The sequence below is a fragment of the Caldanaerobacter subterraneus subsp. tengcongensis MB4 genome (assembly GCF_000007085.1).
Taxonomy (GTDB): Bacteria; Bacillota; Thermoanaerobacteria; order Thermoanaerobacterales; family Thermoanaerobacteraceae; genus Thermoanaerobacter; species Thermoanaerobacter subterraneus.
Window position 1 is genome coordinate 1,898,713 of the sequence record NC_003869.1, and the last position, 14,681, is coordinate 1,913,393.

The 14,681-nt window shown below is 38.4% G+C and carries 15 protein-coding genes and 1 pseudogene; 1 reads left to right on the top strand and 15 read right to left on the bottom strand.

Annotated elements, in window-relative coordinates:
- Nucleotides 1-34 precede the first annotated feature (34 nt).
- The 14 genes and pseudogenes from TTE_RS09355 to hprK all read right to left on the bottom strand — a co-directional run bounded on the left by TTE_RS09355 (nt 35) and on the right by hprK (nt 11,737).
- A complete protein-coding gene (locus TTE_RS09355; protein ID WP_011026092.1) occupies nt 35-1,030 on the bottom strand; it encodes a LacI family DNA-binding transcriptional regulator in 996 nt (331 codons plus the stop codon).
- Between the two features lie 151 nt (nt 1,031-1,181).
- Entirely contained in the window at nt 1,182-1,517 is a 336-nt protein-coding gene (locus tag TTE_RS09360; protein WP_011026093.1) for a hypothetical protein, read from the bottom strand.
- Nucleotides 1,518-1,584: 67 nt separating this feature from the next.
- A complete protein-coding gene (locus TTE_RS09365; RefSeq protein ID WP_011026094.1) occupies nt 1,585-1,812 on the bottom strand; it encodes a hypothetical protein in 228 nt (75 codons plus the stop codon).
- A gap of 103 nt (nt 1,813-1,915) precedes the next feature.
- Nucleotides 1,916-2,902 carry an AmmeMemoRadiSam system radical SAM enzyme gene (gene amrS / locus TTE_RS09370; RefSeq protein ID WP_011026095.1) on the bottom strand — a complete coding sequence of 329 codons (987 nt, stop codon included), beginning with the start codon at nt 2,900-2,902 and terminating at the stop codon, nt 1,916-1,918.
- Nucleotides 2,903-4,291 (bottom strand): AmmeMemoRadiSam system protein A, encoded by a 1,389-nt coding sequence (gene amrA, locus TTE_RS09375; protein ID WP_009609940.1) that lies wholly within the window; start codon nt 4,289-4,291, stop codon nt 2,903-2,905. It abuts the gene before it with no gap.
- Between the two features lie 87 nt (nt 4,292-4,378).
- Nucleotides 4,379-4,699 carry a nucleotidyltransferase domain-containing protein gene (locus tag TTE_RS09380; protein ID WP_011026097.1) on the bottom strand — a complete coding sequence of 107 codons (321 nt, stop codon included), beginning with the start codon at nt 4,697-4,699 and terminating at the stop codon, nt 4,379-4,381.
- Nucleotides 4,672-5,073 carry a HEPN domain-containing protein gene (locus TTE_RS09385; protein ID WP_011026098.1) on the bottom strand — a complete coding sequence of 134 codons (402 nt, stop codon included), beginning with the start codon at nt 5,071-5,073 and terminating at the stop codon, nt 4,672-4,674. Before TTE_RS09385 ends, TTE_RS09380 begins: the two co-directional genes overlap by 28 nt.
- Before the next feature lie 124 nt (nt 5,074-5,197).
- On the bottom strand, nt 5,198-5,791 hold the full coding sequence (locus TTE_RS09390) for a YesL family protein (protein ID WP_009609963.1): 594 nt from the start codon (nt 5,789-5,791) through the stop codon (nt 5,198-5,200).
- Between the two features lie 11 nt (nt 5,792-5,802).
- Nucleotides 5,803-7,290: a long-chain-fatty-acid--CoA ligase gene (locus tag TTE_RS09395; protein ID WP_009609962.1), complete on the bottom strand. Its 1,488-nt coding sequence runs from the start codon at nt 7,288-7,290 to the stop codon at nt 5,803-5,805.
- Nucleotides 7,291-7,306: 16 nt separating this feature from the next.
- Entirely contained in the window at nt 7,307-8,245 is a 939-nt protein-coding gene (locus tag TTE_RS09400) for an ROK family protein (protein WP_009609975.1), read from the bottom strand.
- A gap of 146 nt (nt 8,246-8,391) precedes the next feature.
- Complete coding sequence (locus TTE_RS09405; protein ID WP_009609976.1) at nt 8,392-9,843, bottom strand: IS200/IS605 family accessory protein TnpB-related protein; 1,452 nt, start codon at nt 9,841-9,843, stop codon at nt 8,392-8,394.
- 62 nt (nt 9,844-9,905) lie between these two features.
- Nucleotides 9,906-10,027: pseudogene (locus TTE_RS14315) on the bottom strand (IS607 family transposase); the annotation flags it as partial.
- A 31-nt stretch (nt 10,028-10,058) separates the two neighbouring features.
- Nucleotides 10,059-10,805: a phosphatase gene (locus TTE_RS09410; protein ID WP_041587190.1), complete on the bottom strand. Its 747-nt coding sequence runs from the start codon at nt 10,803-10,805 to the stop codon at nt 10,059-10,061.
- Nucleotides 10,806-10,819: 14 nt separating this feature from the next.
- Nucleotides 10,820-11,737 (bottom strand): HPr(Ser) kinase/phosphatase, encoded by a 918-nt coding sequence (gene hprK, locus TTE_RS09415; RefSeq protein WP_009609945.1) that lies wholly within the window; start codon nt 11,735-11,737, stop codon nt 10,820-10,822.
- A 110-nt stretch (nt 11,738-11,847) separates the two neighbouring features.
- On the opposite strand from hprK, the gene TTE_RS09420 reads away from it, so the two are divergent.
- Nucleotides 11,848-12,828, top strand: coding sequence for a biotin--[acetyl-CoA-carboxylase] ligase (locus tag TTE_RS09420; RefSeq protein ID WP_011026100.1), 981 nt, complete (start codon nt 11,848-11,850; stop codon nt 12,826-12,828).
- Here TTE_RS09420 and uvrC read toward each other — a convergent pair.
- Entirely contained in the window at nt 12,825-14,678 is a 1,854-nt protein-coding gene (gene uvrC / locus TTE_RS09425; RefSeq protein ID WP_011026101.1) for an excinuclease ABC subunit UvrC, read from the bottom strand. The two genes, TTE_RS09420 and uvrC, sit on opposite strands and share 4 nt — an antisense overlap.
- Nucleotides 14,679-14,681 lie beyond the last annotated feature (3 nt).

The window sequence follows — 14,681 nt, forward strand, 5'->3', positions numbered from 1 at the left end:
TGTTTATTTTGAAAATTGCCTCAAAGGGCAATTTTTAATACTTGACTGTTGACTCTCTTATAACAAGCTCGTGCTCCAGAAAAATTCTCTGCGGATCTTCCAGTTCCCCTTCAATATGCTTTAAGAGGACTTCCATCGCGATACATCCCAAATCGTATTTGGGCTGAGATACCGTGGTAAGGGCCGGGTCGTACATGGAGGCAAAGCTTATATCGTCAAATCCTACAACTGCTACATCTTCTGGAACCTTAAATCCCTCTTCTTTTAAAGCCTTTATAGCTCCGATGGCCATTATGTCAGAAATTGCAAATATGGCAGTAGGCTTTTCTTCTAAAGATAAAAGCTGTCTGGCCGCTCTCATCCCGCTTTTAAAACTGTAATCTCCATATTTTATCAAATTTTCATCAAATTCTATATTCGCATCCTCCAGGGCCTTTCTGTATCCTGTTTCTCTTTGCCTGGTGGAAATAAAGTCGTTTTTACAGGTAATCAGTGCTATCCTCCTGAGGCCCAAATTTATAAGGTGCTTTACAGCTTTATAGGCAGCAGAAAAATTGTCTATAGAGACGTAAGATGCACCCGCTCCTTCTATGTATTCACAGCATTGAACTACAGGGTAATTTTTAGCCAGAAGAGTTAACTCGTCTTTTCCCATAACTGATGCCATGAGGATGACTCCATCTGCCAGCTTATTTTTCAAAAGGTCCAAATACGCTTTTTCCCTCTCAGGGTCTGAATCTGTGTTGCAAAGCATTACATTGTACCCATTTTTATGAGCTACATCTTCTATTCCCTTTACAACTCTTGCATAAAAGGGGTTCGACACGTTTGGCATAAGTGCCAGTACCATTTTCGTTTTTAAGCGCCTTAAATTTCTGCCAAGAAGATTGGGATGGTAATTTAGCTCTTTTATGGCTTTCAAAACCCTCTCACGTGTTTCTTCTGACACCAAATCGCTGTTATTTAAAACTCTTGAGACTGTGGCAACAGAAACCCCTGCCCTCTTTGCAACCTCTCTTATATTAGCCATCGCAAGCCTCCTATGTAACAGATTACATAATATTTTTCAATAAATTTCAACCATCTTTTCTGCAATTTTGTAACGCATTACATTAACTATTATACCACTAAATTTTAAAAAATCAATAATTAAAAAAGCCCAACCTAAAAGGTCAGGCAATTCACTCTAAGGATTTTATTTCTTCCTCCAAAGCCTGAATTTTAGCTTTAAGATATTCTAACTGGTTCAAAGCCTCTTCTTTCTGTTTGGTTATACTGCCTTTTTGCGCAGTCTGATTTAATTCTTCTATTTTTTTCTTAATCGCTTCGGTTATTTTTTGTTTATTTTCATCAAAAAATTTGACCGCTTTATTTATGGCATCCTGCATTTCTTTTAAGCTTTTCTCCAATGAGGGCTTTATATTCTCTTTAGCCTTGGGGTAAAACATCATGCCTAAAGCCGCTGCAACAGCCCCCCAGTAAAATTTTCTGGAGGAAAGAAATTTTAAAATAGCCATATTTATCTTTCCTCCTTTCTTTAGCTCATTAATATTTTGCCCCCGTTTTTTGATAAAATTTAATGTGTTATTTGCCAAAAATCATAACTTTTGTTATAGCTTTATACAAGTCCTTTGCATTGTATTTTTCACTAATCTTAGAAAAATATTGCAAAAATTCTCCTATGGTATTCTGCCACAAGGCCACTATCTGGTCTTTTTTGGATGGGTCTTTCTTGTATTCTTTAAAAGAAAGCTCTATAGCGTATTTTAAGGCATCGACTGCCTTCTGAAATTCTTTTTTTATGTCATCCATTAATCTCCCTCCAAAATTTAAAGAAGTATAATCTAAAGACAATATATGAAAAGAAGCTCAATATTGTCACAAAAAAAGAAAAAGGCAGAACATGCCTTTTCACCTATACAACTACATTTATGACACTTCCGCATTTACTGCACCTATTGCCGTCAAGCCCTTTTATTTTTGCATAAAATCCATGCCTTTCAATGAGAAGATTGCTACAATAAGGGCAATAGGTGTTGCTGTCAATTCCTAAAACATTTCCCACATACACAAAATTTAGATATTCCTTTGCAATATCCCTCGCTTTCTCCAGAGTTGATATGGGAGTAGGGGGCTTAGTCAGCTTGTAGTGAGGAAAATATCTGGAAAAATGTAAAGGAATATTTTTATCAATTTGGGAAAGCCATTTAGACAAATTCCTTATCTCCTCTTCACTGTCATTTAAATCCGTCACAATCAAATTCGTAATTTCTACATGACTGTGTTTTGAGGCTTCCTCCACTGTTTTTAGTACAGGATCTAATCTCCCACCTACTATTTTTTTGTAAAAATCTTCTGTAAAGGCTTTTACATCTATATTCATCGCGTCGACATATGGAAGCAAATTTTTTAAAGGTTCAGGGTTTATATATCCATTTGTCACGAGAACTGTCTTCAGCCCTTGCTTTTTCGCCTCTTGCAAGCCTTCATATACGTATTCATACCATATGAGAGGCTCATTATAAGTAAAAGCTATACCTATGTTGTGCCTCTGCCTCTTTGCGTGGAGTATGAGGTCTTGAGGCGAGATAAAGTCCCCCTCCCACTTTTGATGAGCAATTTCCCAATTTTGACAAAACTTGCATTTTAAATTGCAGCCGTAAGTACCTACAGAAAAGATGTAAGTGCCAGGATAAAAATGATAAAGGGGCTTTTTCTCTATAGGGTCCAAGGCAATAGAAGTTATCACTCCGTAATTTTCTGAAAAAAGTCTGCCACCTACGTTTTTTCTGACCCCGCATATACCGTATCGCCCTTCAGTGATATAGCAGTTGTGAGGGCATAGCCGGCACCTAATGGCATTATTTTCTAATTTTTCATAAAACATGGCTTCTTTTAGCATTTAAAACACCCTTTGTTCGTGCCTTTCAACTTCAAACTTCTCAATTGTGTAGTCTTCATCGGGCCTAATCCCAGCTTTTCTCAAAGCAATGGAAAGCTGCTCCTCCACAGTGTCCACTCCCTCTATATCAGGCAGTAAAAGTCCTGCCCTAAATCCTTTTCTCACAATAACTCCATATCTTTTGGGGTCAAGCTCATCTTTTGATTTCACAGGCTGCGTAGGCATTAATACATCGACAGAATATTCGATTTCGGGAAGCTCTTCCTCTCTAACCGGGGGAAAACGGGGGTCTTCAAAACCTGCACTTATAGCGTTTCTTATTATCTCTTCAGCTACGTTTTTCTTCTGCGGAACTACTGTTCCTATACAGCCTCTAAGCTCTCCCTTTTTGTGAAGGGTCACAAAAACTCCCGCTTTTCTTCTGTACATTTCCTCAGGAAGCCCTTCGGGGACAGGCATGGGACGCCTGTATTTCACATAGTATTCAAGGCTTTCCTTAGCAAGTTTCACATAAGGGTCTTCTTCTATTGTAGAAAATCTTTCAAGTAAACTTGTGCTTTTATAGCCTGTTACATCAAATTTTGCAACACCATACCCGACTCCAAAAGGACCTTCGTGGGAAAGAACTTTAGCATTGACTTCATATCCATCCAAGACTCCCAGCATTACGCAGACAGATCTAAAACCACATTCGGCAGCTTCTTCTATCAAATCCTTATCCATTCTTATTACTTCTTCTACTTTCATCTCTGAAAGCAATTGTAAAAGGGTCTTGTCAAAAACTTCTCCTTTTGGAGTGTAACCATTTGGGCTGTTTGGCGTCAGTTTATGGGATAAGTCACCACTTGCTATGAAGACTACCCTTCTATCCGATTTATTTATTGCATCTTTGATTGCAACGCCAAACTCATAAAGCTTTTCAAAAGGCAAAAAGCCATAAGACATGTGGATTAATTTGAAATCAGGGTAATGTTTGGTAACAAAGTATAAAGGTACAATTGTCCCGTGGTCAAGTTTTTTGGGAAGTACGTATTTTTTTATCAGTTCCTCACTTACTTCTGCTATTGGTATGTTCCTTTTCTTCGTCTCTTCCATTATTTCTCTTGCCAGGTCTAAATCATTTTCAAATTTAAATTTTACTTCTCTTGCGCCAAATTGAGATAAATCTCCTTCTAGAGAAGGTAATGTAGTTATTGAAACAGCATCTTTAAATACATAGCCATGGGGTGTTATCACTATCACCGTGTCCGGCCGCTTTTGTTTTATTTCTTGGGAAATATTTTCAAGAGAGTCAATTGTCTTTTGTATTTTTCTTTCTTCTCCGCGCCCTACCTCGTGCACAATTATAGGAGGATGAGGCATCAGGTAACAACCCACCAGTTCTCCCATATTTAACACCTCTTTGATATTCTCTATAATTGATTATACCACAATAATAAAAGCCTCATCCCATTTATTTGAGATGAAGCTTTATAGCTATACAACCTTAATCCCCTTAGTTACAATTTCTTTTACATAAGGATTAGAAACATCAAAATCCACTGTTCTAAAAGGGTGTGGTTCAATACGCATATCAATCTTTCTCCTCAGCCTCATTAGTCTAAACGTATCTTCAATCATATCTCCTGTAAAGTCATCACTAACTATAGCAATATCTATATCACTGTTTTCATCATATTTCCCTCTTGCATAAGAACCAAATAAATAAGCATTTTTGACATTTATTTCTTTTTTCACTAAGTCAATGTATTCTTTTACTAATTTTTGTATCATTTTTCTATCAACATCAGTATCCATTCTCTCAACTCCTTTACGACATTAATAATTGACGCTGTAAATTCAGGAGTACATTTTTTATAAAAAGTTTGCTTATAATCAGGATATCTAGCAGTTATGTTAAAGGTAGTAAGTAAATCAAAATAATCTCTCGTTTGTTCAGTTAAAGAAATCCCAATTTTTTCAGCTATTCTCAATAAATCATGTGTCCTTGGTACATCGGGACCTATATTTTTAACATACAATGCTTTTAGCAATTTTTCAATTACTAAATGCCCCATAAAAAGGCTCCAATGATAATCTTTACTTTCATATAAATGAAGCATAGTATTGTAATCTTTCTCAGCTGTTTCAAGCCAAAATTTTACCAATTCATCTTTTTCCAATTTTGACACACCTCTTTGATATTCTCTATAATTGATTATACCACAATAATAAAAGCCTCATCCCATTTATTTGAGATGAAGCTTTCATATGAGAATAAGAACTTCTTGTAGAGATTTGCTAAAATGTAAATCACTAATCTTTCTTTATGTACTTTTTTACAATCCCTTCAAAGACAATGTCTATAAGATATGCCGTTCCACTTATTAAAATGAGGAAAAAAGTTATTGGTACAACCTGAAGCACAAAGAAAGCAAGTGCTATTATGCCTATTATAAGAATTGTCTGGGGCAAATGTCCTAACCCCAGTACAAAAGATGTCTTCCAAAGCCCTAAAAGATTGCCTTCGTAATACTGCACTGTTAAGAAAGTGTAAATTAAAGTTATTAAAAACATAAGTCCCATTGAGAGAAGAAGCCCGCTTAAAATATAGCCAAAGGAGGAGCGCTGGTGAGTAAAAAACTGTATGTCCACATAGAGTATAAAGAGAGTCAACGCCGTGATAAAGAAATTTGCTGTCATCCACCAGAAGTGCTTTACAAATCCTCTCCAAAACTCCCTTAAGGCGCTTCCTCCCTCATCCTTTCTCAAAAGGCGTATAGAATAAAATAGGGCATCTGTAGAGTGAAAAACAGTGATAACAGGCAGTGAAGCTAAAAGCCACAGGACATTGAGTATCATCAGGTCTGTTACAAAATATGCAAAATCCCAGAATTTAGAATCTCTCATCTGACTTCACCTTACATCTGTTTTAAAAGTTTTTTATTCACCTTCCCTGTAGGAGTTTTAGGAAGTTCTTTCACAAATTCAAAATATTTTGGGATTTTATAGGAGGCAATTTTGTCCTTTAAGAAAGATTGAAGCTCTCTTCTGTCTGCTTCAGCACCCTCTTTTAATACTATAAAAGCTTTTATCTCTTCGCCCTTTAGAGGGTCCCCAACTCCTACTACAGCTGCTTCAAGAACAGCAGGGTGAGTTAAAAGCACCTCCTCAATCTCTCTTGGATATACGTTGAACCCCCCTGTTATTATCATGTCCTTCAATCTATCCACAATGTAGAAATACCCATCTTCATCTTTTTTGGCAAGGTCTCCTGTGTGTAGCCACCCATTTCTCAAAGTCTTAGCCGTCTCTTCTGGCATATTGTGATAACCCACCATTACATTAGGCCCCTTAAGGACAAGCTCTCCTATTTCTCCTACTGGAAGCTCATTGTCATTTTCATCAACTATTTTTGCTTCAACTCCTGGCAGTGGAAAACCTATGGAACCCGGCTTTCTTAAGGCTTTTGGATCAAGAGGATTTAAAAGGGCAACAGGGGCTGCTTCACTTAATCCATAGCCTTCTACAAGCGGAAAGTTGAATTTTTCTTCAAAACCCCTCTGTACTTCTGCTGCCAGCGGCGCTCCTCCAGATATTGCAAGCCTTAATGCTTTAAATTGTCCTTTTTCTGCCATTCTCATCAATACTGCAAACATAGAGGGAACACCGCAAAAAACAGTTATGTCTTCCTGTATGAGGGTCTCCAGCGTATCTTTCGGCATAAAAGTTTCTTTAAGAGTTATGGTAGAACCCAGGTAAAGCCCTAAAAGCACATTGACTGTCCAGGAAAAACTGTGGAAAAGAGGAAGCACTGTAAGGAAATTATCATTGGGTCCTAAGTCAATCACTCTCGACACATCATATAGCATTTTTACATCAGAGACAAAATTGTCGTGTGTAAGCATAGCACCTTTTGGCTTGCCTGTAGTTCCAGAAGTGTACAAAAAGGCGCACACTTCACCTGATTCTATATCCACTGGCGCAGGAGACTTCATTTTTAAAATTTCATTAACAGTGTTCTCATCCATAATCACCACATTTTTTAAATTAAGCCTTGCAAGCTGCGACTTATCCACTTTTTGAGCAATAGCAGGGTGAACTACAAGGACGCTAGTCCCTGACTCCATTATGATATACCCTATTTCTTCTAAAGTAAGCATCATGTTAAGAGGCACAACAATCGCTCCTGCCTTTGAAGCTCCCATAAATGAAAATATGTATTCGGGACAATTTGGGAAGCTCAAGGCAACTCTATCTCCTTTTTTAACCCCTATTGATTGAAAGTAAGAGGCATATTTGTCAATTAAGGCATCTACTTCTCCATAGGTATAAACTCTGCCTTTAAATTTTATGGCTATGTGACTGTCCGAAACGCCTGACTTTTTATGCACTTCAAAAATTCTCATAAAAATTAATCCTCCTTTAACTTAATATAGCGGCACCAATTATGCCGGCATCATTTCCAAGCTCAGCCTTTCTTATGTCAGCATAGGGAAGTTCTTTAAAGAGTATATTTTCTGCCACTTCTTTTTTGAGAGGCTTTAAGAGGAAATCTCCCGCATTTGCAACCCCGCCACCTAATATTATTACTTCCGGGTCAAACAGGTTTATTATGTTTACAATCCCAACTGCCAAATATTTTACATATTCCTCAAAAATCTTTAGAGCCTCCTCATCATATTGTTTTGCAGCGTCTATCACATTTTTAGCAGTAATGCCCTCAATATCGCCATTTGCAAATTTTAAAATCAGAGTATTGGGATTTCTCTTAGCAGCTTTTTTCCCTTCCCTTATCAATGCAGTAGCAGAGGCATAGGTTTCAAAGCAGCCAATTTTGCCGCAGTTACACCTTATGCCATTATCCCCTATGACCATGTGACCTATCTCCGGAGCAAAGTGATGAGCGCCGCTGTAAATCTTCCCATCCAGTATAAATCCGGAGCCAACTCCTGTCCCTAAAGTGATTGTCACAGAAGACTTTGAACCCCTCCCTGCTCCAAAAGTAGCCTCTGCTAGTGCCGCCACATTTGCATCATTTTCCATATATATCGGCAAATCAATGTATTTTCTTATCTCCTTCGCCAGAGGCACTTTTGTCCAGAACAAATTTACTGCTCTTATCACTATTCCCTTTTCATTGTCCGCAACTCCTGGAACACCAATTCCCATGGATTTTACGTCTTTTACGCTTATTCCCATCCTTTGAAGAAGCTCAAAACTCAGTTCTGCTATGTCTCTTGCAATTGCCTCATATCCTCTCTCAGGCTTGGTAGGCCTGCTACCTGTAGCAATTATCTTGCCATCCTCTTCTACCAAGCCAACTGCTATGTTTGTTCCTCCAAGGTCAACACCTATCCTCATACATCTCCTGGTTACCCAAACTGTACAAAAATGTACAGTTTAGATAGCTGGGGTATTTGTAGTCCGCCTTTCAGACTTTCCCAGCCCCAGCAGGCGGTTTTTGGGAAAGCCATAGCCCCTGCCCCAAGAAGCAGGAACTCGCGCCCTTAAGGGTCTCTCCACTTACCCTGAATTAGTAATCCTTTCAGGGTAGAGAAGTCTCTTAATATCTTCTCAGGAGAGAGTGGTGTTACCACCGCTACCTTGAGAACTCGCCAGAAATTATAGGTACTAAAACTTGTTCCGTACAGAGGTTTTAGTACCCTTTCTGACTCACTCTCAAGGCTTTGTATGAGTTTTATTACTTTGTTTATCTCTTTCATGTGCTTTTTCTTTAAATGTATGTTTTTGACTGTTTTCTTTACATGGTCTTTTAATTCTTCTAATTCTTCTACAGTCAATGCGTTGAGAAACTTCATATAATTATCTGGTATCTCTTCCTGCAGTCCCAACCCTCTTCTTGCTATTACATAGGCTGCTGCTACATCTTTTGTTATCATATACTGCGGTGCATATTTCAACATCCCTATTATTGAGGTGTAAGAAGGATTGACTTCTATTACTTCTATCCCTTCTCTTTTTGCCAGTGTTTTTATTTTTGAAAGAAGTGATTTATAGCTAAAGCTATGCCTTATTCTCCTTGATTTTCTCCCTGAAAAGTCTCCTCTTTTGCCTTTGTCTTTTATTTCTAATCCCTCAATTACAATTGCTTTTCCTTTCTCTTTTGCTATCTTTACTATTTCATGGGCATATTGCCATCTGTAATATTCTTTTTTGTCTTTACTGCCACTTGTAAGCTCTGGCATTGGTATACTGCCATAACTTATTAGATTGCCCTTTTCATCTACTTCTGCCCATGATATGTTGTCTGGATATGCATTTATGTCTATTCCTATGACTCCTTTTTCTTTTGTTATTTTTATTTCTGGATATTCTTCTTCAATAGCAAAATAGGCGTATATATTGCCATTCTTGAGTTTTAATTCTACAGAGTAAGGTATGTTTGATTCTGCAATTTCCTGCAGGAGTTCTCCTCTGCTCTTATTCTTTCTGCTCTTATTCTTTTTGTAGCCTGCTTCTATTCTGGCATACACATATTTTCTTTCCCATACATTTATCCTTAAGAAAGTGCCATTTTTTCTTACTTCTATTCTTGTGTTGAGATTTCCTTTTTTGCTTTTATCTCCTCTTGAATAGAGATTTCCTTTTCTTCTTTCTTGCCACTTTGTTTTTAGCTTTTGATATTCTTTCCCATTTATATGGCGATTTTGAAGTTTTTTAAATAAGTCTCTTCCTCCAAAAATGACTTTCTTTGGATTATTCCCTAATTCCTTGGAGGATTCTAATACGCTTCCTGCTTTCATTATTGCGTCATCTACATATCTTGAGTTTAACTCAAAAGGTTCCTGAAGGTCTCTTTTTAGCGTTTTTCTGTCATGGCCTTCTAGAAGCCTTTTATATGCATATCTCATGCAGGAGGACCATCTTCTCATTAAGTCTAATACTATTTGTTTGTCTTCTTGGTTTAGAAAAATAAGTTTAGCCTGTATCACTATCATGCTTTTTACCCCTTTCCCGTAAATTCTTGCTGCGAAAGACGCCACTATTGCTATTAGGTCCTCTGCCTTCTTCCTTTTGGTGTTCTAACTGGGGTTATTAATCCTTCCTTTTCCCAGTTATTAATATAATTCTGCTTATATCATATAGCTCTTTAACTTTTTTATAGTTAATAACATTTATCATCACTCAATTAAAATTATATCATTTTTTACTACTAATTCCAACTGTTTTGACCTCCCCCAATTCTTTTCCTCTTTTCTTGTAAGTATTGCTTTACTTTATCTACAGAAGTATTTAATACGAGCTCTTCTGGCATATTGATGTCTTCTAAAAGCCTTATCGCCTCGTCAAACCGTCCTACGTCAAAGCATATGTGGGCATCACTTCCTACAGCCACTCTAACACCCATTTCCTTAGCTTTTCCGGCTATTATAGGGCATATTTTTTCACTGCCTCTTCTAGAGGTTACAAAAGAGCTGTTGTTTATTTCTATAAACTTGCCGTATTCTTTAGCAGCTTCAAGCACTCTCTCAATATCAATGGGATATATGGGATTGCCCGGATGTCCTATTATGTCCACATAGGGATTTTTTATGGCATTTATTAAAGCTTTAGTATTTCTCTCTACATCCTCACTTGGCTCAAAGCACTCATCGTGAAGGCTTGCAATGACAATATCCAGCTTTTTTAAAATCCTCTCAGGAAGGTCTATCCTCCCTTCCTCGTCCATTATATTGGCTTCCACTCCTTTTAGTATCTCCACCCCCTCTATTTTCTCAGGTATCACCTTTAAGTTCCCAAAGTAGTATATATGCGGACCTCCTGGCATTTCCGGTCCGTGGTCAGTAATGCATATAAGCTGAAGCCCCTTTCTAAAGGCTTCCCTGGCATTTTCTATAATTGTGCTAAATGCGTGCCCACTGGCGATGGTGTGGGTGTGAGTATCTAGCACCAGCCTCAATTTCATCCTCCCCTTCAATTTCCTATTTGCTTTAGAAGTTTTTTATTGAGCTCATGGGCTGCGTTGTAGCCCATCTGTTTCTGCCTATGGTTCATTGCAGCAACCTCTACAATAATTGCCAGGTTTCTTCCAGGTCGAACAGGGATGGTGAGCTTGGGAACTTCCACGTCAAGGAATTTTATATACTCGTCCTCAAGCCCCAACCTGTCATAGTACTTGTCCTCATCCCACTCCTCCAGCTGAATTACCAAGTCTATGCTCATGCTGTTTCTCACAGAACCTACGCCGTATAAAGTTTTAACGTCCAAAATTCCTATCCCTCTTATTTCAATAAAATGCCTTATTATCTCAGGAGCACTGCCCTGAAGCTTGTCTTCACCTATTTTACGTATCTCCACGGCATCATCTGCCACCAGCCTGTGCCCTCTTTTCACAAGCTCCAGAGCTGTCTCGCTCTTACCTATGCCACTTTCCCCTAAAAGCAGTACTCCTATCCCGTAGACATCCACCAGGTTTCCGTGAATGGTGATTTGAGGTGCTAGCTTCTCATCAAGATAGTTTATAAGCCTGTTTATAAACTTGGTGGAAGCCTCCTTTGTCCTTAGAAGGTATCTGTCGTGCTTTTTTGCAGCTTCTATTATCTCCTGCCTTATATTTAAATCCCTCGTCACAATCAGACAGGGAATAGGGTATGCGAAGAATTTATCTGCCCTTTCTGCTAAAACCTCATCCGGAAGTTGCTCTACAAAAGTAGTTTCCACTTTTCCCATTATCTGCACTCTCTCGTAGGCAAAGTGCTCGTAAAAGCCAGCAAACTGGAGCCCTGGCCTGTTGACATCGCTTGTAGTTATGTCTATCTTGTTATTTTCTGCTTTTACAATCACTTCCAAGTTCAAATCCTTTATCAGAGTTTCTACAGAGACCTTTTCCACATTTTCACCTCCGCCCCAAAAGCCCCGCATTTAATTCAATTATATTATTTATTGGAAAGTAAGTAAACCTGGTTTATAATATTTTCTAGAGGAAAAAATGGGGTGAAAAAATGCTCAGACAAAAACTTGTAGAAATTCTAAAGAAAAACAGAGAAGGCTTCATCTCAGGCCAAAAGCTTTCTGAGATTATGAAAGTCTCAAGGACGGCTATCTGGAAGCAAATAAAAGAGCTTGAAAAGCTGGGATACAAAATACAGGCTCATCGCAAACTGGGCTATCGCTTGATTTCAGAGCCTGACCTTTTAATTTACGAGGAAATCGCACCCTATCTCAATACCAAATTCATAGGAAGAAATTACATACATAAAGAAAGCTTAAGCTCTACAAATGACATGGCAAAAGAGCTCGCTTACAAAGTGCCAGATGGAACAGTAATTGTAGCAGAAGAACAGACAAAAGGCAGAGGGAGAATGGGCAGAAGTTGGTTCTCTGAAAAAAGCTCCTGTATCCTTACATCCGTAATATTAAAGCCTCAAATAAGACCTGAAAAGACTGTGGCTTTGACTCAAGTAGCAGCTTTAACAGTGGTAAAGGCAATAGAAGAGGTTTGCAGCGTAAAAACAAAAATCAAATGGCCAAACGATATAATTCTAAACAGCAAGAAAGTTTGCGGGATTTTGACAGAAATGTCATCGGAAATAGATGTCGTAAACTACATAGTGATAGGTATAGGAATAAATGTAAACTGTACAGAATTCCCAGATGACTTAAAAGAAAAAGCCACCTCTTTGCAGTTGGAATTAGAAAAGCCTGTGGACAGAAAAAAGCTTTTGGCTTCTCTCTTAAACAATTTGGAAATTTATTACAAAGAATATGAAGAAAAGGGGTTTGAATCATTAAGGCCTCTAATACTTGAAAATTCTATAACAATAGGGAAAGAAGTGAGAGTAATTTACACTGACAGAGAAATAAGAGGGCAGGCCATCGCAATAGATAAAGAGGGAAAACTAGTAATAAAGACAGAAAAAGGTGAAGAAATAGCCCTCCTATCAGGGGAAGTCTCTGTAAGAGGACTTTTGGACTACATTTAAACTTCGCCGTGAAAATATTCATAAACTGCTTTTGCTGACCTCTCATTCATTCCCTTAACTTTTTTAAGTTCCTCTAAAGAGGCCTTTTTTATCTCCTCAATTGAGCCAAAAGCTTCATAGAGGACTTTTGCCCTCTTTTCTCCAATCCCTTTGATGTTTAAAAGATCTGTCTTAAATCTTTTGCTCTGCCTTTCTCTGTGAAAAGTTATAGCAAACCGGTGTGCTTCTTCCTGTATCTGTGCTACCAGCCTAAAGGCTCTTCCAGTCACGGGCATCTGAACTTCCCCAGAAACCCCCACAAGCCCTCTCGTCCTGTGCCTTGAATCCTTTACCATTCCATACACGGGTACCGAAATTCCTAGCTTTTCTATTACCTCCAAAGCCGCATTTACATGGCCAATTCCTCCATCTACCAGTATGAGGTCGGGCATTTCTATAAACTTGGCTTTTTCTTTAGAAAGGGTACCTTCCTCTATTTGTTTTTTCTCTTCCAGTGCATGCAGGAACCTTCTTTCAATCATCTCCCTCATGCTCTGATAGTCATCCTGCCCTTCCACGTACTTGATAGTAAACTTCCTGTACTCGCTCTTTTTAGGCTTTCCATCTACAAAAACCACCATAGAACCTACATTGTCTTCTCCTCTCACATTGGATATATCATAGGCTTCTATCCTCTTAGGGTATTCAATCCCTAAAAGGTTTGAAAGCTCTAATACAGCCGGGTCTTTTAAAATCTTCTCTCTCGCCAAGATCTCGTTTTTTAGAGCCTCTACTGCATTTTGATACACCATGTCTACAAGCTCTTTCTTCTTTCCTCTTAAAGGTACTGTAATGCTCACCCTGTTTCCCCTCTTCTGTGAAAGCCAGTCCTCTAGAAGGTCCTTTTCCTCTAGCTCCACATCGATTATTATTTCTTTTGGCACAGAAGGAGAACTTTCATAAAACTGCTTTATAAAAGAAGAGATTATCTCTTCTCTTCCCATTCCCTCTGTATTTTTCATGTAGTAATGTTCTCTCCCGCTCAATTTCCCTTCCCTCACAAAAAACACCTCTATGTGCGCGATATCGTCACTTCTCGCCATTGAAATTACATCCTGTTCATCTTCATTGATAGAGGTTACCTTTTGCTTCTCTGAAATTTTCTCTATGGCAAAAATCTGGTCTCTTAACCTTGCTGCTTCTTCAAACCTAAGCTCATCGGCAGCCTTCTGCATTTCTTCCTTTAATTTCTCAACAAGCCATTCTCTTTTCCCTTCTAAAAACATGACTGCCTGATCTACCAATTTTCTGTACTCCTCTTTCTCTATTCTCCCTGTGCAGGGCGCAGAACAAAGCCCTATGTGGTAATAAAGGCATTCTCTCACTTTTCCCAGGCTTTTTTCTATATTTACATTGCAGGTCCTTATAGGAAACATCTTCCTCACAAGTTTTATCGTCTCTCTGACAGCAAAAGCACTGCCATAGGGTCCAAAATATTTGGACCCGTCCATGTCTATTTTTCTTGTGAACATTATTCTGGGATAATCTTCTGCCACCGTAATTTTTATATAGGGATAATTTTTGTCGTCTTTTAAAAGCACGTTGTACTTTGGCTTGTATTTTTTAATGAGGTTGCACTCTAGCATCAAAGCCTCAAGCTCTGTATCTGTTACGATGTATTCAAAGTCTTCCACGTGAGAAAGCATTACTTTCACTTTTGGAGGATGATTGTCTGTGTTTTGGAAGTACTGCCTAACCCTGTTTTTCAAAACAGAGGCTTTGCCCACATAGATTATATTCCCTTCCTCATCCTTCATCAGGTATACCCCAGGCTTTTCAGGCAAAAGCTTTAACTTTTCCTGCAAATCCACCTC

Bases quoted from the DNA above. Each gene is read 5' to 3' on its own strand.
- TTE_RS09355 (WP_011026092.1), bottom strand. From the start codon at position 1,030: ATGGCTAATATAAGAGAGGTTGCAAAGAGGGCAGGGGTTTCTGTTGCC.
- TTE_RS09360 (WP_011026093.1), bottom strand. From the start codon at position 1,517: ATGGCTATTTTAAAATTTCTTTCCTCCAGAAAATTTTACTGGGGGGCT.
- TTE_RS09365 (WP_011026094.1), bottom strand. From the start codon at position 1,812: ATGGATGACATAAAAAAAGAATTTCAGAAGGCAGTCGATGCCTTAAAA.
- amrS (WP_011026095.1), bottom strand. From the start codon at position 2,902: ATGCTAAAAGAAGCCATGTTTTATGAAAAATTAGAAAATAATGCCATT.
- amrA (WP_009609940.1), bottom strand. From the start codon at position 4,291: ATGGGAGAACTGGTGGGTTGTTACCTGATGCCTCATCCTCCTATAATT.
- TTE_RS09380 (WP_011026097.1), bottom strand. From the start codon at position 4,699: ATGGATACTGATGTTGATAGAAAAATGATACAAAAATTAGTAAAAGAA.
- TTE_RS09390 (WP_009609963.1), bottom strand. From the start codon at position 5,791: ATGAGAGATTCTAAATTCTGGGATTTTGCATATTTTGTAACAGACCTG.
- TTE_RS09395 (WP_009609962.1), bottom strand. From the start codon at position 7,290: ATGAGAATTTTTGAAGTGCATAAAAAGTCAGGCGTTTCGGACAGTCAC.
- TTE_RS09400 (WP_009609975.1), bottom strand. From the start codon at position 8,245: ATGAGGATAGGTGTTGACCTTGGAGGAACAAACATAGCAGTTGGCTTG.
- TTE_RS09405 (WP_009609976.1), bottom strand. From the start codon at position 9,843: ATGATAGTGATACAGGCTAAACTTATTTTTCTAAACCAAGAAGACAAA.
- TTE_RS09420 (WP_011026100.1), top strand. From the start codon at position 11,848: ATGCTCAGACAAAAACTTGTAGAAATTCTAAAGAAAAACAGAGAAGGC.